Source organism: Acidobacteriota bacterium (assembly GCA_018001935.1).
Lineage (GTDB): Bacteria > Acidobacteriota > JAAYUB01 > JAAYUB01 > JAAYUB01 > JAGNHB01.
The window spans coordinates 1-21,526 of record JAGNHB010000082.1 but is presented as its reverse complement, the minus strand read 5'-3'; the positions used below and the strand labels follow the sequence as shown (position 1 = coordinate 21,526).

General features: G+C 66.9%; 15 protein-coding genes. 9 read left to right on the top strand and 6 right to left on the bottom strand.

The genetic code is table 11. From position 1 onward, the window contains the following. Both KA419_19730 and KA419_19725 read right to left on the bottom strand, forming a co-directional pair. Positions 1–2,173: transglycosylase domain-containing protein (locus KA419_19730; protein ID MBP7868167.1), on the bottom strand; the 2,173-nt coding region annotated here is incomplete at its 3' end. Between the two features lie 11 nt (positions 2,174–2,184). Continuing rightward, entirely contained in the window at positions 2,185–2,571 is a 387-nt protein-coding gene (locus tag KA419_19725) for a response regulator (protein ID MBP7868166.1), read from the bottom strand. A gap of 535 nt (positions 2,572–3,106) precedes the next feature. Between KA419_19725 and KA419_19720 the strand changes: the two genes are divergently transcribed. The 5 genes from KA419_19720 to KA419_19700 all read left to right on the top strand — a co-directional run bounded on the left by KA419_19720 (position 3,107) and on the right by KA419_19700 (position 9,079). Continuing rightward, positions 3,107–3,454, top strand: a complete 348-nt coding sequence (locus tag KA419_19720; GenBank protein MBP7868165.1) for a helix-hairpin-helix domain-containing protein — start codon at positions 3,107–3,109, stop codon at positions 3,452–3,454. Positions 3,455–3,678: 224 nt separating this feature from the next. Next, positions 3,679–4,005, top strand: coding sequence for a thioredoxin (gene trxA / locus KA419_19715; protein ID MBP7868164.1), 327 nt, complete (start codon positions 3,679–3,681; stop codon positions 4,003–4,005). Positions 4,006–4,060: 55 nt separating this feature from the next. Continuing rightward, a complete protein-coding gene (locus KA419_19710; GenBank protein ID MBP7868163.1) occupies positions 4,061–5,362 on the top strand; it encodes an adenylosuccinate synthase in 1,302 nt (433 codons plus the stop codon). Between the two features lie 44 nt (positions 5,363–5,406). Beyond that, positions 5,407–8,103: a preprotein translocase subunit SecA gene (gene secA, locus KA419_19705; GenBank protein MBP7868162.1), complete on the top strand. Its 2,697-nt coding sequence runs from the start codon at positions 5,407–5,409 to the stop codon at positions 8,101–8,103. 271 nt (positions 8,104–8,374) lie between these two features. After that, positions 8,375–9,079, top strand: a complete 705-nt coding sequence (locus tag KA419_19700; GenBank protein ID MBP7868161.1) for a DUF4388 domain-containing protein — start codon at positions 8,375–8,377, stop codon at positions 9,077–9,079. 20 nt (positions 9,080–9,099) lie between these two features. On the opposite strand, the gene KA419_19695 is transcribed toward KA419_19700, so the two are convergent. Both KA419_19695 and KA419_19690 read right to left on the bottom strand, forming a co-directional pair. After that, positions 9,100–11,382, bottom strand: a complete 2,283-nt coding sequence (locus KA419_19695) for a hypothetical protein (protein MBP7868160.1) — start codon at positions 11,380–11,382, stop codon at positions 9,100–9,102. A gap of 39 nt (positions 11,383–11,421) precedes the next feature. Continuing rightward, a complete protein-coding gene (locus KA419_19690) occupies positions 11,422–11,928 on the bottom strand; it encodes a pyridoxamine 5'-phosphate oxidase family protein (protein MBP7868159.1) in 507 nt (168 codons plus the stop codon). A 258-nt stretch (positions 11,929–12,186) separates the two neighbouring features. On the opposite strand from KA419_19690, the gene KA419_19685 reads away from it, so the two are divergent. From KA419_19685 to KA419_19670, 4 genes are read left to right on the top strand one after another with little or no spacing between them, the layout of a single operon-like run. Beyond that, positions 12,187–13,242, top strand: coding sequence for a B12-binding domain-containing protein (locus KA419_19685; GenBank protein ID MBP7868158.1), 1,056 nt, complete (start codon positions 12,187–12,189; stop codon positions 13,240–13,242). Next, entirely contained in the window at positions 13,235–14,356 is a 1,122-nt protein-coding gene (locus KA419_19680; protein MBP7868157.1) for an FtsX-like permease family protein, read from the top strand. Before KA419_19685 ends, KA419_19680 begins: the two co-directional genes overlap by 8 nt. 16 nt (positions 14,357–14,372) lie before the next feature. Then, positions 14,373–15,086 (top strand): ABC transporter ATP-binding protein, encoded by a 714-nt coding sequence (locus tag KA419_19675; protein MBP7868156.1) that lies wholly within the window; start codon positions 14,373–14,375, stop codon positions 15,084–15,086. A 41-nt stretch (positions 15,087–15,127) separates the two neighbouring features. Then, on the top strand, positions 15,128–16,153 hold the full coding sequence (locus tag KA419_19670) for a biotin/lipoyl-binding protein (GenBank protein MBP7868155.1): 1,026 nt from the start codon (positions 15,128–15,130) through the stop codon (positions 16,151–16,153). Positions 16,154–16,463: 310 nt separating this feature from the next. Here the strand turns inward: KA419_19670 and KA419_19665 are convergent, their stop codons facing one another. Next, the gene (locus KA419_19665) at positions 16,464–20,123 is read right to left on the bottom strand and encodes a tetratricopeptide repeat protein (GenBank protein ID MBP7868154.1); all 3,660 of its coding nucleotides are present in this window, start codon (positions 20,121–20,123) and stop codon (positions 16,464–16,466) included. Between the two features lie 357 nt (positions 20,124–20,480). Continuing rightward, the gene (locus KA419_19660; GenBank protein ID MBP7868153.1) at positions 20,481–21,383 is read right to left on the bottom strand and encodes a hypothetical protein; all 903 of its coding nucleotides are present in this window, start codon (positions 21,381–21,383) and stop codon (positions 20,481–20,483) included. Positions 21,384–21,526: the final 143 nt, after the last annotated feature.

Below are 21,526 nucleotides of genomic sequence, written 5' to 3'. Positions count from 1 at the left end.
AGAGGTGTATAAGGGACAGGGCCGGGGGGGGCGGGCCGGCCGGGGGAGGGAGTGCGGAAACCGGGTAGACGCGGCTCGCCTGGCGGAGGAAGGCCGCGAAGAGGTGCAGCGCGCTCTGTCCGCCGGAGAGGGGGAACTCGCGGTTGTCGTCGTAACCCACCCAGCAGCAGACGATGAGGTTGCCGGTCAGCCCGACGAACCAGCCGTCCTTGGCCGTCCCCGTCTTGGCGGCCATGGGGAGGGTGACGCCGAGGGTGCGGAGCCCCTTGGCGGTGCCTTCCTCCACGGTGTCCCGCAGCATGTCCATCACGGTGAGGGCGGCGGTGCGCGAGAAGACCGCCCCCTCCCCGATGGGGGTCCCCCCTCCCGGCCCGCGGAAGACGCGCGCCGCGAGCGGGCGGCCCCCGTTGTAGAAGGCCGTGTAGGCGGCTGCGACCTCGAGGGGGGTGACGTCGAGGGTCCCCAGGGCGATGGACGGGTACGGGACGGCCCGGGCCCGGAAGCCCAGCCGGTCGATCCCCGCCGCGAGACGGGGAAAGCCCGCCCGCTGCGCGTACAGCACCGTCGCGGCGTTGAGGGAGTGGGAAAGCGCCTTTCGCATGGTCACGGGGCCCAGGTAGATGTCCCGGTAGTTTCGCGGGGTGTAGGTCCGCCGCCCGTAGGTGACGGATACGGGGCGGTCCTCCACCACGCTGTCGGGGGTGAGGCCGAGGGAGGGGTCCTCCCGGCCGGCGTCGAGGAACAGGGCGTAAAGGAACGGTTTGAGGATCGATCCCGCCTGGCGGCGGCCCGCGACGGCCCGGTTGAACTGCGAGGCCCGGAAGTCACGCCCCCCGCAGAGGGCCAGGACGTCCCCGTTCCGGGGGTCCATCACCACCATGGCCGCCTGGACGTCGGCCATCCCCCGGTTGCCGAAGGCGTCCCCGTGGGTTTCCGAGACGGCCCGTAGCCCCTCCTCGATCCCCACCTCCGCGCAGCGCTGGAGTTCCGGGTTGAGGGTGGCCAGGACGGGCGGCGGGGCCTGTTCCCGCTCGGGCACGGGTTTGAGGTCGAGACCCTCGCAGAGGTGGTCCATGAAATAGGGGGCGGTGAGGTCCCGGAAAAAGCCGCCGTCGAAGCCCGGGAGCGGTTCGGCCTGCGCCGCCCGGTTTTCCCCGGGCATGACGAAGCCGGCGTCCGCCATGGACTGGAGGACCTGGTTGCGCCGGGCGAGGGCAGCCGCCGGGTGGCTGAAGGGCCCGATCACGTTCGGGGAACGGATCATTCCGGCCAGCAGGGCGCACTCGGCGAGGGTGAGGGCACGGATGTCCTTCCCGCAGTAAACGTCTGCCGCCTGGGCGAATCCGTGGACCGGCCGCGAGGCCACCTGCCCCAGGTAGGTGTGGTTCACGTAGATCTCGAAAAGTTCGCGTTTCGATAGCCGGGACTCCAGGATCATGGCCATGAAGGCCTCCTGGAATTTCCGGGCGAAGGTGCGCTCGGGGGAGAGGAAAAAGTTCTTGACCATCTGCTGGGTCAGGGTCGATCCCCCCTCCACCACCCGATCGTGGCGGACGTTCCGAAACAGCGAACGCAGGACCCCCCAGACATCGACCCCCGGGTGGGAGAAGAACCGCCGGTCCTCGGCGGCGAGGATGGCGTTCACGAGCGGTTGGGGCACCTGGTCGAAGGGCACGGCGGGGCGACGGTTCCCCGGCAGGGCGCCCGACAGGACGGAAGGGCGGAAATAAAGCACGGGGAGGGCCCCGCCCCCGTCGAGGGCGTAAATCGCGGCGATCCCCCCCCCGCCGAACACCACCCTCGCCTTCGCGGGCCCCCTCACCCCGAGGGCGGCGGCGTCCCCGCCGCTGTCCAGGAGGAACGTCCGGCCGTCGGGCGAGACGGAGTAGGCCGGGGGCCGGTCGAGGTCCGCGGAAGGCCGGTAACCGTGCTTCTGCAGGATCTGGGCGAGGAGTTCCGGCGAGATGGCCTGGCCGGGGAAAAGGACCCCGGGGGCGCTGTAGATGGTCGGGCTGTGCTTCCAGGGCGGGTTCTGGAGGGCCTTGTCCACCAGGTGCGAGAACCGGACGTAGAAGTAGAACCAGGCCCCGGCGCCGACCAGACCGACCCCGAGGACAAAGCACAGGAGTATCTTGACGAGGGTGGCGGTTCGGAAGCGGATCAAGACGCGCACGGGCCGACCGGTCAGAGGGAGGCGTTGATGACGCGGAGCAGTTCTTCCAGGCGGAACGGCTTGATGATCACGCCCTTGAATCCGAACAGCGGGTACTCGCTGACGATGGGGTGGCTGGAGTAGCCGCTGGACAGCACGATCCGGGCTCCGGGGTCACCCGCGAGGATCCTCTTCCCGGCCTCCTCGCCGCCCAGCCCGGTCGGGATAGTCAGGTCGAAGATCCCCAGGTCGAAGGGGCGGCCCTGTTCGGCGGCGCCCGCCCACGTCCGCACGGCTTCGGACCCGTCGATGACCGCCTCCACCTCGAACCCCGAACGCTCGAGCATCAGGACCATCACTTTCCGGACGATCTCCTCGTCGTCCATCAGGAGCAGCCGCTTTTTCACGCTCGGTTCCATTCCCCCGCCCCTCACCAGGTTAACCGGGCCTCCGCCCCGTTACGGGGGGAGAAGGCGCCCTTGAAGTTAAATTGTACCTCAAACAGGGCCCGGGAAAAATAACTTTGACGTCCCCGCAAAAAGTCGCGAAAGGGGGATTTCCCGCGAATAACACGAATGTAAGCGAATTTATAACACGAATAATATCTATTGATTATTGATTTCTGATGCCCTCGCAAAAAGTCGGAAAACGAGCGGGAAAGTATCTGTAAGGCCTTTGTTTGAGCCATCGCCCGGAGGACGATGGTACTTTTTGCGGGACCGTCAATTCTGGCAGCCTCGCAACGATCCCCGGGAGTGCAGGCGTCCAACCCCGGCTTCGTTCGTGAAATTACATCATTTTAAATATCGGCATAATAAGTTTTTATAACATATTTACCGCGATTTTCAGAAAATTTCAAATGTTCCGGGCCCGGCCCGCGTTTGTGTGAGTGAACACAGGGAATCGGGCGCGCCGAAAACACAGTCCCTGGAAATCACGTAAAGGGAGGTTATCATGAAACGCAACCTGTTGGCTCTCATCCTGGTCCTCGCGGTGGCGGGGTGCTTCCTCCGGGCGGGGGAAGGGGCCCCGGTGACCGCCGGGTCCGACACGCCGCAGGCCGACACGGCGAAGAAGGCGGTGAAGCGCTCGCCGAACGTGCCGGCCGGCAAAATCAACATCAACACCGCGGGGGTCCGGGAACTCGACCAACTGCCCGGCGTCGGGCCCGCGGTGGCCCAGCGGATCATCTCCTACCGCCAGGAGCACGGCCGCTTCCAGAAGGCCGAGGACCTCATGGCCGTCAAGGGGATCGGGGAGAAGATCTTCGCCAAGATCCGGCCCTACGTCTCCACGGAGTGAGCGTCGGTCGAACCCCACATGGAATCGGGAGGCGGTCACCCGGAACCGGCGGGTGACCGCTTTTTTTCGTCGGGGAACCGATTCGGTTGCGCCGGGAGGGGGTTTCCGCTACAATAGGCAATCCCGCGGCGGGCGGGGCCGGTCCGACCGGCGCCCGGCCGGGCCCCGCGAGGGGGCGGCGGCGGTGTCGCCCCGCGGCCAATTCACGATCTCGGAGGAAGACGATGGGCAAGAACCTGAAGGAATTCACCGTGGCGAACTTCCAGGCGGAGGTCCTCGAGTCCCCGGTCCCGGTGCTGGTGGACTTCTGGGCGAAGTGGTGCATGCCCTGCCGGCAGATCGGCCCCTACGTGGAGCAGATCGCCGAGGATTTCGCCGGCCGCGCCAAGGTCGGCAAGCTGGACATCGACATCAACGAGGACATCGCCGCCACGTACAACGTCCGCAGCATCCCCACCCTCCTGGTGTTCAAGGGCGGGCAGGTGGTGGGGTCCCAGACCGGCGCCTCCACCAAGGACGTCATCGCCCAGCTGCTCGAGCGGAACCTGTGAGGCGGCCGCGGGGCCTGCCGGCCTGGCCGGCCCCCGCGCGGCATCGGAGCACGACATGCGCAACCTGGTCATCGTAGGGTCGCAGTGGGGCGACGAGGGGAAGGGGAAGTACGTCGACCTCCTCACGGGGCGGTTCGACTGCGCGGTCCGCTACCAGGGCGGGCACAACGCCGGGCACACCGTCCGGATCGGGTCCGAACAGACCATCCTCCACCTCGTCCCGTCCGGCATCCTGCGGGAGAGCACGCTCTGCGCCGTGGGCGACGGGGTCGTGGTGGAGCCCTGCGCCCTCGTCGCGGAAATGGACATGCTGTTGGGGAAGGGAATCCGTCTTGACGGGCGGTTCTTCGTCGGGAACCGGGCCCACCTGGTCCTCCCCCTCCACCGCGCCATGGACCGCTGGTCCGAAGAGGCCCGCGGCGAGGCGGCCATCGGCACCACCCTGCGCGGCATCGGCCCCGCCTACATCGACAAGTACGCCCGGGTCGGGGTCCGTGTCGGTCACGTCCGGTCCCGGGCGGGGCTCCGGGCGGCCTGTCACGAGGTGATCGCCCACTACCGCCGCACCTACGGCCCGCACCTCCCCGAACTCGTCCCCGACGAGGAGTGGGAGCGCTTCCACGAGGCCTGCGCCCGGGTGGCCCCTTTCGTGGCGGACACCGCCTGCAAAGTCCACGCCTGGTCCGGCGCCGGGAAATCCATCCTCTTCGAGGGCGCCCAAGGCGTGATGCTGGACGTCGACTTCGGGACCTACCCCTACGTCACCAGCTCCCACACTTTCGCGGGCGGGGCCCCTGCGGGCACCGGCATGCCCTGCGCCCGGCTGGGCGCCGTGGCCGGGGTCATGAAGGCCTACACCACCCGCGTCGGCGGCGGCCCCTTTCCCACGGAGCTGAAGGACGACCTTGGCGAGGCGATCCGCCGGAAGGGTGGCGAGTACGGCGCCAGCACCGGCCGACCGCGCCGCTGCGGGTGGCTGGACCTGTTCCAGATGCGCTATTCCTGCATGGTCAACGGGTTCGACACCCTCCTGCTGACCAAGATCGACGTGCTGGACAGCCTCGAGCTGATCCGGGTCGCCGTCGGTTACCGGCTGGACGGCCGGGAGCTGGAGGCCTTCCCCTTCGACATCGGCGACCTGGAAAGGGTCGAACCGGTGTACGAGACCTTCCCCGGCTGGAAGGTCTCCACCGCGGGCGCCCGGGACTTCGAAGCCCTGCCCCCCGAGGCCCGGGACTACGTCCGTTTCGTCGCGCGTTCCCTCGGTGTCGAGATCGGCATGATCTCCACCGGGTCCGAGCGCGACGAGACCCTCCTCAACCCCGAAGCTTCCGTCATCCGGGAATTCCTCGGCTGAAGACCGTTTCCCGGGGCTTCGATCCCTCCACCAGGTGACAGACCATGAACATCCTCGCTAAGATATTCGGCACCAAGAACGACCGCGAACTCAAGAAACTCCGGCCCGTCGTCGAGGCGGTGAACGCCCAGGAGTCCCGCTTCCGCGCCATGTCCGACGAGGAGCTGGCCGGGATGACCGCCGTCCTGCGCTCGCGCCTCGACGCGGTCGAGACGGACGAGGACCGGAAGGAGGTCCTCGAGGACCTGATCCCCGAGGCCTTCGCCGCCGTCCGCGAGGCGGGGCGCCGGACCCTCAAGATGCGCCACTTCGACGTCCAGATCATGGGCGGGGTGGTCCTGCACCACGGGAAGATCGCCGAGATGAAAACCGGCGAGGGGAAGACGCTCGTGGCCACGCTCCCGGTTTACCTGAACGCCCTGCTGGGGAAAGGCGTCCACGTGGTGACCGTCAACGACTACCTGGCCCGCCGCGACGCCGAGTGGATGGGGCGGGTCTACCGGTTCCTGGGCATGACGGTGGGCGTCATCCAGCACGACATGGACGACGCCGAGCGCCAGGCGGCCTACCGCGCCGACATCACCTACGGCACCAACAACGAGTTCGGGTTCGACTACCTGCGCGACAACATGAAGTTCGCGCTGGAGGACTGCGTGCAGCGGGGCCACCACTACGCCATCGTGGACGAGGTGGACTCCATCCTCATCGACGAGGCCCGGACCCCCCTCATCATCTCGGGCCCCTCCGAGGAGTCCACCGACGTCTACTACAAGGTGGACCGGATCATCCCCCGCCTCAAGCGCGACGTGGACTACCTTGTGGACGAGAAGGCCCACACCGTGGTCCTCACCGAGGCCGGCATCGCCCACTGCGAGAAGCTCCTGGGCGTGGAGAACCTCTACGAGCCCGTCAACGTGGAACTTCTCCACCACGTCAACCAGGGGCTGCGGGCCCACAACCTCTACCGCCGCGACGTGGAGTACATGGTCAAGGACGGCCAGGTGGTCATCGTGGACGAGTTCACCGGCCGCCTGATGCCCGGCCGGCGGTGGAGCGACGGGCTGCACCAGGCCGTGGAGGCCAAGGAGGGGGTCCGCATCGAGCGCGAGAACCAGACCCTCGCCACCATCACCTTCCAGAACTACTTCCGGATGTACAAGAAGCTGGCGGGCATGACCGGCACGGCCACCACCGAGGCCGAGGAGTTCTACAAGATCTACAAGCTGGAAGTGGTGGAGGTCCCCACCAACAAGGACATGATCCGCCTCGACAACCCGGACGTCATCTACCGGACCCAGCCGGAGAAGTTCAAGGCCATCGTCCAGGACATCGCCGACCTGTACGAGACCGGGCGGCCCGTCCTGGTGGGGACGGTGTCCATCGAGAAGTCGGAGCACATCAGCGCCCTGCTCAAGCGCAAGGGGGTCCCCCACAACGTCCTCAACGCCAAGTACCACGAGAAGGAAGCGGAGTTCGTGGCCCAGGCCGGCCGCAAGGGGGCCATCACCATCGCCACCAACATGGCCGGCCGCGGGACCGACATCCTGCTGGGCGGCAACCCCGAGTTCATGGCCCGGGACGAGCTCCGCCGCCAGCGGATCGACTGGACGGAGGCCCCCAAGGAAGCGTACGTGGCCCTGGTGGAGCAGATGGAGGCCAAGGTCAAGGAGGAGCACGAGGAAGTGGTCGCCCTCGGGGGCTTGCACATCATCGGCACCGAACGCCACGAGGCCCGCCGCATCGACAACCAGCTCCGCGGCCGCTCCGGCCGCCAGGGCGACCCCGGGTCCTCCCGCTTCTACCTCAGCCTCGAGGACGACCTGATGCGCATCTACGGCGGCGAGCGCCTGTCGAACATCATGCAGTCCCTCGGGATGGAGGAGGACACCCCCATCGAGAGCCGGCTCATCAGCCGGCAGATCGAGCGGGCCCAGCGGTACGTGGAGGCCCACAACTTCCAAATCCGCAAACACCTCCTCGAGTACGACGAGGTGATGAACAAGCAGCGCGAGGCCATCTACGGCATGCGCAACAACCTGCTCCAGGGCGAGGACCAGCGGGAGTTCATCCTGGACGCCGCCCGTGGAACCGTGGAGGACTTCCTGGACCTCCACGCGCCGGGAAAGACCCCCCCCGAGGAGTGGGACCTCCCGGGCCTCGAGGGGAACATCCGCCGGGTGTTCGGCTTCGAGCTGAAAACCCTGGGCGTCAACTGCGCCGAACTCTCCCGCGACGACCTCCTGGAGAAGACCTGGGACGCCCTGAAGGCCTACTACGAGAAGAAGGAGGCCGCCATCGGCGTGGAGGACATGCGCCGCTTCGAGCGTTTCTGCATCCTCCACGTGGTGGACGGCCAGTGGAAGGACCACCTGCTGGCGCTGGACCACCTCAAAGAGGGCATCGGCCTTCGCGGTTACGGCCAGAAGGACCCCCTCGTGGAGTACAAGAAGGAGAGTTTCTCCCTCTTCGAGGAACTCTGGGGGCGCATCGACGAGGAGGCCGTCCGCTTCATCTGGCTGGTGGACCCCGTCTTCCGCGACCGCGACCAGGAGTCGGAAGCCCGCCGCCGACGCGAGGCCGCCCGGAACTACTCCTACGACGCGGAGGCGAGAGACGCCGGCGCCGCGTCCCGCGGAGGCTCCGGAAAGGCCAAGCCCATCGTCAAGCAGGAGAAACCGGGGCGCAACGCCCCCTGTTCCTGCGGAAGCGGCAAGAAGTACAAGCACTGCTGCGGCGCCTGACCGCGGGGGCCCTCTCCCGGGAGGACTCGCGCAGCCCCGCTTCCCCTGGCCGAAGGGTGCCGGGATGCCCCCGCGAATACGGCGACGGGAAAACGACCCTTCACCGTCGCCTGGGGTCACCGGCCCCCCCCAGTCGGTTCAACCAGGATAAAATGGTCATCAAACCACCGTCCTCTCCGCAAATCGGGGCTTGCGTCCCTCTCCCCGCTCTGATATAAATGGAATCAGGACGATCCCGCGAGGGATCGTCCTGATCACATGGAGGCCACCGGTGCGTGGACATATCGGCGAACTCGGCGTTCTGCCGCTCCTGAGGGCCCTCCGGAACTCGAAGGGGACGGGGGAGCTGATCCTGATCAGCGAGGAGCAATTCGCGAGGGTCTACCTCAAGGACGGCCAACCGATCTACGCCGAGTCGGACGAAGCCGAAGGGGCCGAAGTGCTCCAGGCCATCCAGGAGTGGGAGTGCGGGGAGTTCGAATTCCGCAAGGAAGTGGAACCCCCCGGTCCCGTCAACCTGGGAAACGAGATCTGGCCGGAGCCCGAAGACCTCGCGGAGCCCATGTTCGACCTGGACGACACCCTCCTGCCCACCACCATCTCCGTCCTCACCACCCACGGCGGGCCCCTTGAAACCGCCATCGCCGACCCGGTCGTCAAGGAGAAGCTCAACCGCTTCCTGGAATCCACCCCCTCCTGTCTCTCCGCCTACGTCTGCAACGCCCAGGGCTTCATCGTCGCCGAAACCGAGGGCAAGACCGTCCCCGCCCGCCTGAGCGCGGGCATCAAGGCCATGGTGGCCAACCTCTGTCACAACCAGCTCACGGTGAAACGGGTCCTGGTGGAGGACGACGACGCCAAGGTCTTCCTGCAGCGCCTCCCGTCGGGCGGCCTCCTGGTGGTCATGGCTGACCCCTCCGTCATGATGGGCGTGCTGACCCGGGTCGCGGGCAAACTCGCCGATTCGCTGGAATAGTCCCGTTCAAACAGGCCGTCCTATCGCCGGGCCAGCTCCAGGTCGAATTCGGGCGATCCGACGGTGACGATGCCGAGGTGGCCGTCCACGGTGATCAGGTCCCCGTCCCGGAGGAGGCTCGCGGCATCCGGGATTCCGTTCACGCAGGGGATGCCCAGCTCACGGGCGATGATGGCCCCGTGGATGAGCATTCCGCCCCTCCGTTCCACGATCGCCGCGGCCAGAGGCACCAGGTGGGTCATCATCGGCTGGATGGCGTCGCACACCAGCACTTCGCCCGCCTGGAAGCGGCCGAGGTCCTCGCTGCCCCGGACGAGCCGGACGGTGCCGGTCTGCAGTCCCGGCGCGGCCGGTTGGCCGACGAGCTGCCGCGGGGCCGTGTCCGGGGTGCGCCCCGCCCCGGCCGGTTCTTCCGCCGGTGGTGCCGGCAGCACCACGGGCGCGCCCAGCGGGTCGCGCAGTGCGGCCGCGATCTCGCCGGCCGAACGCGGGGTCGGCCGGGAACCGGGCGCCAGCCGCCCCTCCCTTTCCAACCGGCGGGCCGCGACCTCCAGGGCGCGGATCAGCTGCGATTCCACCCGTGCCAGAAGCAGGTTGTCGTTGTCGCGCAGGCGCCAGCTGAGCTTGCCGAGCTCAATGACCTCCAGCGCTTCGGCCTGCCTCTCGGGACCGATCGCGTCCAGCAGCTTCTGCCGGAGGGCGTCCGCCGCCTGGGCCTCCACCGCCACGGAGGCACAGGCGTCTTTCCGTGGAGTGCGGGCCAGCTCCAGGACGGAGTGCAAAACCAGGTCCGGGCGGTCCGCAAGCCGCGTCTCCCCGTAGACGAGGTCAAGGGTCTCCCCGAGGACCCGCTGGAACTCTGCGAGGAACGCCGCACCGCCCGGGGCCGCCCGGGCCGCCGGCGCCAAAGCCCGCCACCCGTCCGGGTCGACCGGGGAAACCGGTCCGAGAGCGTTCTCGAGCGCCTCCTGCAACGGCCGGTCCGGCCTCAGGATGTCGGCGAGTGAAAGCAGGGCCGCGTTCCGCCGGGTGGCCAGGAGGTCTTCCCCCTTGAGAAGACCGAGGAACTCGTAGGGATCCGGGGGGTGGACGGCGTCATTGTAGTAGACGGCCAGGTTCCGAATCCCGTGGGCGAAGGGGATGAACTCGTCCCGGTACGTCTCGTTCCACCGCTGGAAAGCGGCCAGCCTGGCCTCGATCGTCATCGCCAGTTGCTCGGCGGAGAGCGGTTCGAGATCTTCGGCGGCCAGGCGCCGACCTTCTGCCTCGAGCGCCGGGATGAGCTCTTCCGCGACGCGGGTGCGCAGTTTTTTCAACCGCGCCATCCCCGGCCGCAGGGTCAGGTACCAGCCGCGGTTGTCCTCGCCGTCGGACGCCGGGGAGGTGACCGGCCGGGCCTGGAGCAGGGTGAAACGGTCGCGGCGGCCGGTCCACTCGATGTCGGGCGGCCAGCCGAAGAGCGCTTCCACGCCGTGGATCACCTGGAGCAGGTTGGCCAGGTCGGCGGGGCCGAGCAACGGCGTCGCTGGGAACGATTCGGCCCGGTTGCCCGGGCGCCAGCCGGTCACCCGGCCGTCCGGGCGGCACAGTTCCCAGCGGTCCGGGTCGATCTCGCCGTCGACCAGGCCGGCGCAACGCCCAGGGACGGCTTCCACCACGGCGATGGCGGCGGCGGGACGGCGGGGATCGCAGCCGAAGGCCACGCCCGAAACCGTTTCCTCGCGCATGGCCTGCACCAGCACGGCCATGCGGCTGCGCGACGGGTCGAGGGCCAGCTCGCGCCGGTAGAGCATGGCCGCGTCGGACCACAGGGAGGCCCAGACCAGCCGGACGGCATCCAGGACGGCTTGCGTCCCGACGAGGCCGACGCAGGACTCGTGCAACCCGGCAAAGGAGCAGCCGGCCGAGTCCTCTCCAGGCGCGGAAGACCGCACGGCCCAGGCGGCCTGGCCCGGGAAGGCGGCCAGGGCCCTCGCGATGGCTTCGTTGACGTCCGCCGGCAACGGTCGGGCGGTGAAGGCGGAACGGATGCGCAAGGCGGCGTCCCAGAGTTCCTCCCACCGCATCGATTCAAACCGCTTGCGCTCCAGTTCCATCTGGATGGCTCCGGTCAACCGGCCGGCATCGACGAATCGCTCATAGGCCCGGATGGTCACGCAGAAGCCGGGCGGGACCCGGTGCCCGGCCCGGGCCAGGGCGCCCAGCCGGGCGGATTTTCCGCCCACCAGGGGCTCGAGGGCGAGATCGGCCTCGTCCAGCGGGAGGATGTAGGGGTTGGCAGCGCGGCGCCCGTCTTTACGCACGGCTTGGCACGCCTCCTTCGGAATGCGGTCTTCCCGGTTTCAGCCGGATCGGGGCAAGGGCCGGGGGACCCACTGGTGAACTTCCTGGAACCGGCAGACGTGAAAGTAGCGGATGACGTCGATCCGGAACAGGGCGGACGATTCCGCCCGCGCGAAGACGGCCAGCTGGGGGTGGCGGGCGACGAGCAGGTCCGCCCAGGGCCCGAAGTCCGGTCCCGGGCCGACCCGGTGCGCCCGCCCGGTGACGGTGACCGCCTCGACCTGCATGAACTCGCCGGGCGCGCCCGAACGGCTGTCGAGCACCAGGGCGACGTGGGCGCACTCCGACAACAGCCGGTATTTCCGCGTGGCGACCGGTGTCGAGAAGACGAACGCCGCCAGGTCGGGGGTGGCCGCCACCGCCACCAGCGACCCGTACGGTTGCGATTGGCCCTGGGTGCACAGCACGCCGTAGGGTTGCGCCTCCACCAGCCGCCGGATCCGCGCGGGGACATCGGCGGCATCCGGGGCGGTGTCGGCCGGTTCGAGGATGTCAAACTCCGGCATGAAGGTCTCCTTTTGCCAGGGTCATCCGGCCGCCCGGTCGGACGAACCCAGCTTGACACAGTCGCCCGTTCGGGATCAACAGGAAATCCCGGATTTTCGCTGTCGGAGCCGCTTAAGCCCACCCCATCTTTCTCTTTATTTCCAACCCTCTCCCGGTTATGATCTGCGCATGTCCACAGACCTGTGCAAAGCCGATTTCAGAATTGATTTGAACGGTTCCGCGGTCTTTGGCCGGCAACCCTGGACGGGGCGGCGATCATGACGAACACCGTTTCCACTTCCGCCTCGCAGCTCTTCTCGTCGGAGTTCGGAAACCTGTCCGCCCTGGTTCTCAAGCGACTGGAACTGGAGTGGCACTACCACCAGCGGACGGACCTGGAGCGGGCCGATCAACAGCTGCTGCAATACGCCATCGAGTTCGGGCGGCTTTTGAAGGTCATCTACCGGTACCACCTGTTCCCCGCACTTCGCGAGGAGAGCGCGTGGTACGCGACGGTGTTCGGCGCGCGCGGATCCGGCCATGATGCGTTCGCCCTGGTCCTGGACAGTTGGATCATCGCCATCCAGGGATACCTCAAACCGCCCGAATGCAATGAACTCGCTCAACCGATCCGGTCCATCCGGGATCAGCTGGGCCGATGGACCGCGCCAAGGCCAGCCTTGCGCGAAGCCGCTCCCGGGGCGGTCAAGCCGGTGCTGGTGGAAAAACTCATCGGGGGCGACGTTCGGGGCGCACGGGAATTCCTTTCGGAAACCGCCTCGGATTTCGCCTCGCCGGACCGCCTGATCGTCGACGTGCTGCTCCCGGCGATGGCCGAGGTCGGGAAGCGCTGGGAATCCAACGATCTGGAGATTTTTCAGGAGCACCTCGCCACCGAGACGATCCGAAGCCTTCTGGCCGGGCTGACCGTGACGGCGCCGGAACTCCGGCGGAAGACGGGGGCCCTCGCGCTGGTCTCCTGCGCCCCGGGGGATGAACACGAACTGATCCCGCTGGCGCTGGCCTCGTACCTGGCCCTGCGGGCCTGGACCGTGAAGAACCTGGGCGTGGGCTTGCCTGCCGGGCAGATCGCGCGGGCGGTCGCGGCCTTTGCGCCGAACGTGCTTTTCCTGACTTTCACCATGCTCTCCAGGCTCGAGGACGTGCTGGATGTGATGGAGCAGGTTCGCCAGGCGCCTGAACCGTGCCGGGTCATCCTGGGCGGCCGCGGCGCCGTCGCGGCAAGGGCCGTCCTCGAAAGCCGGGGAGCCCGGGTGGCCCGCGATTTCGACGAGGGGTTTCGACTGGCTTGCGAGGCTTCCACCGATGCGTAGCCTGACCGCTTTCCGGATGGTGGTGCACGATCGCGCCTCGACCGCGGGCGCGCTCCTCGGCGTGGTGGCGATTGTCTTCCTGGTGGGCCAGCAGCTCTCCATTCTTTTCGGTTTGTTGAACTACATGTCCGTACTGGTGGATCACAGCGGTGCGGACGCCTGGATCATGAGCGCCAATCTCCGCAACGCGGATGCGGGCAACCTCGTCTCCGGGCGCTACCTGGATCGCGCCATCGGGCTGGCCGAGGTGGAGTGGGCGGAACCGGTCCTCATCGGCAGCGGGTTGTTCAAGACCACCGACGGTTCCTTCGAATCCGTCCGGGTCGTCGGGGTCCGGCGCCCGCGCCTCGCCGGGGGACCGTGGGCTTTCGAGAAGGAAGACGAGCGCGCCCTGCTCGATCTCGAATCCGTGACCGTGGACCGGCTGGACCTGGCCAAGCTCGGAAACCCCCTGCCGGGCCAGGTGACCGAAATCGGAGACCGGCGGGTCCGGGTGGCCGCCATCAGCGAAGGCGCACGGGGCTTTCAGGGGACGCTCGTCTTCGCTTCCCTGGACAAGGTCAAGGACATCGCCCGGACTCCCCCGGGCCGCTACTCGGCCATTCTGATCCGTTTCAAGCCCGGCGCGGACAAGGAGGCCGCACTCGGCAAACTCCGCGCCGTGATGCCCGAAAGCACCGTGTTCGGGACGGACGAACTCTCCCGCTTGACGCGGCGCTACTATTTCACCAACACCGGCATTGGGGGCAGCTTCGGTTTTTCCACCCTCATCGCCGTCCTGATCGGGGTCGTCATCATTTCCCTGACCCTGTACACGAGTGTTCTGAGCCGCGCACGGGACTTCGCCGTCCTGCGGGCCATCGGGGGCCGGCGTCGGGACATCGCGATCGTGGTGTTCAGCGAAGTGTTGATCATTTCAGGGATCGGCTTGTTCGTCGGTTTTCTCCTGCTGGCGACCTTGATCAACGCCACGCAGGGCTCCGCAATCCCCAGTTTCCTGCCGGCGCAGGTCCCGCCGATCCTGGCGGGGGTGACCTTGGCGGTGAGCCTGCTGGGTTCTCTCGTCGCGTTGCGGGTTGCGCTCCGGGCAGAGCCGGCATCGGTGTTCCATTGAGCTGTCGAGGTGTTGCTTGGCCGTCCTGAAGCTGGAAAAGATCGCCCGGGATTTCTCCGACGGCCGCCAGATGCGGCGGGTGCTGTTCCCGACCAACCTGGAGTTCGAGCCGGGTGCGTTGACGGTGCTCTCCGGGCCGTCCGGCAGCGGCAAGACCACGCTTCTTTCCATCCTGGGGCTGGTCCTGCGTCCCTCCGAAGGGTCACTGCACCTGGACGGACGGGAGGTCACATCCCTCTCGGACGAGGAGGCCGCACGGCTCCGGTTGCAAAAATTCGGCTTTGTCTTTCAGCAGCCGATGCTGATCGAAGGCTTGACCGTCCTGGAAAACGTCGCGCTGGCGTTTGCCGTCCAGGGCGCCCGCCTGCCGCCTCATTTCCGCGACAAGGCGGACGGGCTGCTGAAAGCCCTCGGTCTCGAGGGGACGGCCCACATGCAGCCCAGGCTTCTTTCCGGCGGGATGAAGCAACGGGCTTCCCTGGCGCGGGCCTTGATCAAGGACCCGGCCATCCTTCTCTGCGACGAGCCGACATCGGCCCTGGATGCGGAAAGCGGACAGGCGGTCATGGCCATCCTGAAGCGGATCGCGATCGAGGAGCGCAGGGTGGTCATCGTCGTCTCGCACGATGCACGGGTTTTCCCTTACGCCGACCGCCTGGTCAAGATCGAAAGCGGGACCATTGTCTCCGACACCCGGGAGCGCTACGTGGAGGCGAAAGAAGGCCAATGAAAAAGCTCCGCACCCTTGTGGGTTTTCTGATTCTCGTCCTCGTGGTGGTGATCGGTATTTCCTACATTCAGCTGTCGCTGCGAAAAGCGTCCGCTCCGCCTGCGCCCGGCCGGACGCCGTCGCTGGAGGCGGCGCCCGTTCGTGTGTACGGCCTCGTCGAACCGCTCGACCGGGAGGTGTTCGTCGCGCCTCAACAGGCCCGTCGCGTCGAGCGGGTTTTTGTCCGGGAAGGGCAGGACGTCTCCGCCGGGCAGGTCCTGTGCGAACTCGAACAGGACGTGGAACGGCAAGGGCTCGAAGTGGCCGTTTCGAGCGTAAAGGAATTCGAAGAGCGGCTGAACATCCTCCTGGATGAATTGAAAGGAAACCTGCCCCTGCCCGGGGAGGGGCCTGCCGACACCCGGGCGCTCCGGGTTTCGGTCCTCCGGGTGAGAGAACTGGAGACGCGCCTGGATCTCGTCCTCGACGAGTTGAAGAGAAAGGCGCCGTTGACCGGGACCGGGGCCGTCGCCGAAGTGGAATTCACGCAGAAAACGCTGGAGGCCGAACTGATTCGCAGGCAGATCGCGACGGCATCGTCCCAGGCCGCGCTGGAATACAGCCAGAAATCCCTGGAAGCGGACCTGTTGCGCCGTCAGATCGAAACCGCCCGGGCGGAAGCAAAACGGAAGAAACGCGAACTGGATAACCTGAGCCTGCGTTCCCCGGTCCAGGGGCGCTTGTACAAATTCGACGTACGCCTCGGCGAACAGCTCACCCCCCAGGATTATCAGCGCATCGTCATCGGAAAGCCGGGAAAGCAGGTTCGTCTTTTCGTGGAGAGCTTTTGGCACGACAGGGTTCGCACCGGCGATGTCTTCCAGGTTCAGGATGCCGACACCCGGCGCAGCATCGGTGCCGGCAAGGTCGTCGCCGTCTCGGGCTACGTGGGGTCCCGCGACTTTCGCAGCGAAGACACGTTCGAGCGGCTGGACACCAAGTATACCCAGGCAATCCTGCAACTGGAAGGGACCGCGTCGGTCCCCCTGGGCAAGCTGGTCCTGTGCACGCGCGACAACGGCCGGTAGGTCGCTTTCCGACGGGAAGGCCCGGGTAGGCCTGGAGAAACGCTTTCAACCCCCGGGCATCGCGGAGAGTGGGATTGGCGGTCAGCTTGATCTCAAAAAGGTGGAGCAGCCCATCCCGATCCAGGATGAGATCGACCTCGGCTCCCCCGGCGGAACGCCAGTGAGGGTGTCCTGATTCGTCCGGTGGAAGACTCCATCGCCAAAGCGCGCGGGCTGCTCAAGGGCACCAGCATCTCCACGGAAGCGTTCATGCGAGACAAGCAGGAAGAGAAGGCACGCGAATGAGGGGAGACGCTTTCCTCCTGGAGGCTCAGTGCCCGTGCAGGACGAAGGCCGCCCAGTAAAAGGGGTGGGACGCGTTCCCTTCGGAGTCGGCGCGGGGGCGCCGTCCCGAGCGGGCGCTCCCGCCTCCATCGGTCCCCGGCGGAGAATCCCGTTTCCATCCGGTTCCGCGGATGAACGCCGTCTGCGCCCGGCGCAGGGCCTCGGCCTTGGATTTTCCCGCCTTGATATGACCGTAGAACACGTTCATGAATTCGGCCGTGCGCTCGTCCGCCACGCTCCAGAGCGTGGAGAGGACCGAACGGGCCCCGGCGTACTGGAACGCCCGGGTCAGGCCGATCAGCCCCTCGCCGCCCATCTCCTTCCCCAATCCCGTCCCGCAGGCGGATAGGGTGACCAGGTCGGCGTCCAGCCGGAGCTGCTCAAAGACCTCCCACGCCTGGAGGAGCCCGTTTTCCCGCCCTTCATCCATTTTTAGGGGAATGGTCAGGGCCAGGCCGGAATTCAGGGGCAGGCTCTCGTCCAGGATCCCGTGACAGGCGAAGTGAATCAACGGGATGGTGGGTTCCAGCTGCTTGACCCTTTCTTCCCGGGCGTTTTCCCCCAGGTATGCCCGGGTTCCCTTGAACAGTTGGCCGATGGCTTCCACCTCCGCCCGGGTGGAGGGCAGGGGCGTAAGATCGCACAGCCGGGCGGCGTACCGGACGGCCCCGTCCAGCGTCCCGCCGTGTTCCTCGCCCGGGTACACCGGATCGCCAAAGGCGGCCAGGGCGAGGGGGCCCGCCCCGGTGGATTTGGGTTTGCGGGTCTCCGCGTGGACCGTGGCGGAGAGGGCGTAGGCTATGGGCTTTTCCTCGATGAGATAGTGCCTCCGGCCGTCCATCAGGGCGGAGAAGGGGAGGAGGTGCAGCGGCCCGTCCGGGCAGATGAGGAGACTCCTGGCCCGCCGGATTTCCTTTCCCGCGGGTTTCACGAGCCGGTCGTAAAGCTTTCGGCCCATTTGCGGGATCCCGTCACCACCGGAATTGGGGTCCGTCAGGAGACTTCGATACAAGGCGATGCTCTCGGCCAGTTCCTGCCGGTTCCCGGGGATCGGGTGAACCGACAGCCGGCCGTCCAGCAGGGCGAACAGGTGGATGGACGTTTTTCCCACGCAGTAGGAGAGGAGGAGCGTGCCGGGCTCCAGCACACCCGAGGCGCCCTTGACATCCAGCGGCTCCGGATATTGAAGGGAGGCCAACTTCGGAGAGGCGGCCCTGATCTTCTCCCCGATTTCCCTCTGCCTTGCCATCAGCTCACGGAGCTTCGACACCAGCGGCCCCGTCTTTTCCGCTTCCTTTTCAGGATTGATCTCGCCGAGCTGTTGTTGGACCTTGTCATATTCGAAATTGACTCTTTTTTGCTCCCGGATGAGCGCTTCCGGGGCGTCCCGGGCGAAGTTCAGGTCCCTTTCGGCCAGCATGTCCAGGAGACTTCGGGCGCGAAACCGCTCCAGGGTCTGGAAGGCATCGTCGTTTTTGTCGAGGAGCGTCTGCACGTCCACCAGGTCGCGGTAAAAATCGGCATACCGGGCCGAGAAGATTTCCTGCGCTTCCTCACCCCCGCCCAGTTTGCCCTTCTGGGATTCCAGGGCCTGCGCGGCTTTCTGAAGCAAGGGCAACGCCGAGCGGGGATCCTTTCTCATCTTGAAAAGGACCCCAAGATTATACAGGGAATGGGCGAGGCTCGCGGAGCCCGGTACCAGCGATTCCCGGATGGCCAGGGCCTTCTGGTAATGTTCTTCCGCTCCGGCCAGGTCACCGCGGGCCATGGACACGTAGCCCAGATTATGGAGGCTTGCGGCCGCGCCCAGGCTCCCCGGGGCCAGCTTTTCCTTTATGGCCAGGGCTTTCCTGCAAAGTTCCTCCGCCCCGGCCAGGTCGCCGCGGTCCGCGGCCACACAGCCCAGATTATGAAGGCTTGTGGCCACGCTCAGGCTCTCCGGGGCCAGCTTTTCCCGGATGGCCAAGGCGCGCTTAAAATTATCCTCCGCCCCGGCCAGGTCGCCGCGGGCCCTGGACACGATGCCCAGACTAGTGAGGCTTCCGGCCACGCTCAGGCTCCCCGGGGCCAGCTTTTCCCGGATGGCCAGGGCGCGCTTGTAGCTTTCTTCCGCTCCGGCCAGGTCGCCGCAGGAATCTGCCAGTGAGCCCAGGTTGTCGAGGCTTTTGGCGGTGTCCAGGCTCTCCGGGGCCAGCTTTTCCCGGATGGCCAGGGCGCGCTTGTAGCTTTCTTCCGCTCCGGCCAGGTCGCCGCGGGAACTTGCCAGTGAGCCCAGGCAGGAGAGGCTTGTGGCGGTGTCCAGGCTCTCCGGGGCCAGTTTTTCACTGATGGAAAGGGAGCGCCGGTAATACGCTTCCGCCCCGGCCAGGTCGCCGCGGGAACTAGCCAGTGAGCCCAGATTGACGAGGCTTGCGACCACGTCCAGGCTCCCCGGGGCGTGTTTTTCATCGATGGCCAGGGCGCGCCTGAAATACGCTTCCGCCCCGGCCAGGTCGCCGAGAGTTCTGGCTACCACGCCCAGATTGTTGAGAGTTCCAGCCGCATCCAGGCTCTCCGGGGCCAGCTTTTCCCGGATGGCCAGGGCGCGCTTCCAGTATCCTTCCGCCCCGGCCAGGTCGCCGCGGGAATTGGCCAGCTTGCCCAGGCTGTTGAGGCTGGCGGCGGTGTCCAGGCCCTCCGGGGACAGCTTTTCCCGGATGGCCAGGGAGCGCTTTTGGTATTCCTCCGCTCCCGCCAGATCGCCGTGGGCCCCGGCCACGACGCCCAGATTGTTGAGGCTCGCGGCAACGCACAGGCTCCCCGGCGCCAGTTTTTCCCGTATTTCAAGGGATTCCCTGTAGTATCCCTCCGCCTCTTTCAGGTCGCGGCGTGTCCAGTTCAGCACGCCCAGGTTGTGGAGGACCGCGGCTGTTCCCAGGCTTTCCCTTGAAATTCCCTTCCGGATGTTCAACGACTCTCCACAGGCTTCCAGGGCCTTGGAAAGATCATTCTGTTTTTTGTAGGCCACGCCCCGGGCATTCCATATTCTTGCCGACACATCGGGCCGGCCGGCTTCCCCGGAAAGCCCGATCGCCTGCCCGTAGGCGGCCTGGGCCCCTTCCCATTTCCTGGCGCCGGCAAGAACGTCCCCGGCCATGAACAGGAGGCAGCAGGCCTGAAGCGGTTCATGGATGTTCTTCAGCTTCTCCGCGGCCTCCTTCCAGAGCGCAAGGCCTCTCTCCACTTCCTTTGCGTCCATGGATCTTTTGCCGTCCCGGTAAGCGGCCAGGAACTCTTCCCCGAAGGGCGGCCTGGAGAGTATGCCCCAATCCCCCGGCTGGAGAACGGCTTTGAAAGGCCCGGCCGGCCGGAGGCCCGAAAGGGTCACCTCCCCCCGGGGGGCCTGCTCCATTTCGAGTTCCGCGAGATCGAAGGGGGTCGTGAGGGGGCCCCGGGCGGCCTGGGGATTCGCGGGGGGGGTGGCCGCGCGTTCCCAGGAGGTCAGGATGTCACCGGGTCGAATGCCCGCTTTTTCCCCCGCCGAGCCCTTCCCCACCGCTTCCACCACGATGCCCGGGCTTTTCCCGGCGATCTCCTGGCACAGCCCGGAGGGTCCCCCGTAAATCAGGATCATCGCGACCAGTGCGGGGATGGACATCCGCTTCATGTTGTCTCCTCTCGATTCACTCCCCGTCCAGGACGAACGGGGCCCGGCAGAATGCGTGGGACGCCTTCGGTGGAGCGTCGGGAGCCGTGCGGTGGCGCCGTCCCGATCGGCCGCTCTCCAGAAATGCATTCGCAAATAATTTGAAAAGAATCGGTTACGAAACACGTTTTCGGATTGAACGGACGGCATTCCTGCTGCCCAGCGCCGCCCATGAACAGGCAATTGCTTTTACCCAGGGGTCATCCAGATTCAAGAATATGGCGAAAATGGCAACTTGTCAAGAGGGAAACCCGGATCTGGAAGGAACTATCTTCTTGTTTTGAATATAATTAGCAAGCTTGGACCCGGAGACCCGCGCTACGCTGGGCAGGACGGTGGGGGGGCGTCAGCGAGGCGCACCTCGCCCCGGTCGCCGTCCACGGTGATCTCGTCGCCGTCGCGGATCAGCCGCGTCGCCCCCCCGGCGCCCACCACCGCCGGGATGCCGTACTCCCGGGCCACGATGGCGCCGTGGCAGACCGCGCCGCCGACGTCCATTACCAGGCCGCCGGCCAGCAGGAAGATCGGCGCCCAGCCCGGCTCGGTGTAGGGCGCCACCAGGATGTCGCCCTTCCGGAACCCGGCGGCCTGGGAGGGCTCAAGCACGACGCGGGCCCGGCCGGTGACCGTCCCGCTGGAGGCCGGGACGCCCTTCAACCGACGATCCTCGCCGGTCTCGGCGGCCGGGGGCTCCCCCGGTCGCCCGTCGCTCCGGAGGACGGGCGGCGGCGCCTGGCCGGTCTGCCGGGACCATTCCGCTTTCCGGTGGGCGACCAGCGCCCGGGCGCGGTCCCGGCCCGAGGCCGGGTCCCGGGCCAGCGGCTCGATTTCCGGAAAGGTCAGGTAGAACACGTCGTCGGCCGGGTCCAGGCACCCCGACTCGCGGAGCCGGCGGCCGATCTCCCGGATGATGCGCCGGCTGCCGGGGAAGCTCCGGACGCCGTAGTATTTCTCGTTTTCCCGCCACGGCAGGAAGTCGTGCGCCATTCGCAACGCCCGCCGGAACAGCCAGCGGCGGAAGGGGAAGACCCTGGAGGGGAAGCCGGCGCTCAGCCGCCGCTCGATCCGTGCCGTCAGCTCCTCGCGCCGTGCGGCGGAGCGCTCGAACCGGTCCGGCGGGGTGGGGTCCCCCGGCCCCAGCTGCAGGTAGTCCCGGATCATCTGGTACACGTAGGTGCGGTCTTCCTTCCAGCTGGGATAGCCGATGTCCAGGTCCTTCATCCCCCGGTGCCCGTGGCTCTCCGCACCGGTGAGGAAGAAGGCCAAGAGCAACGGTCAGGGATTGGGCCAGCCCCATCCGCGGAGAGGCGGTAATAAACTCTATAGCCCGGCCTCTAAAGAAGGCCTTATTCTATAGAAAGGAA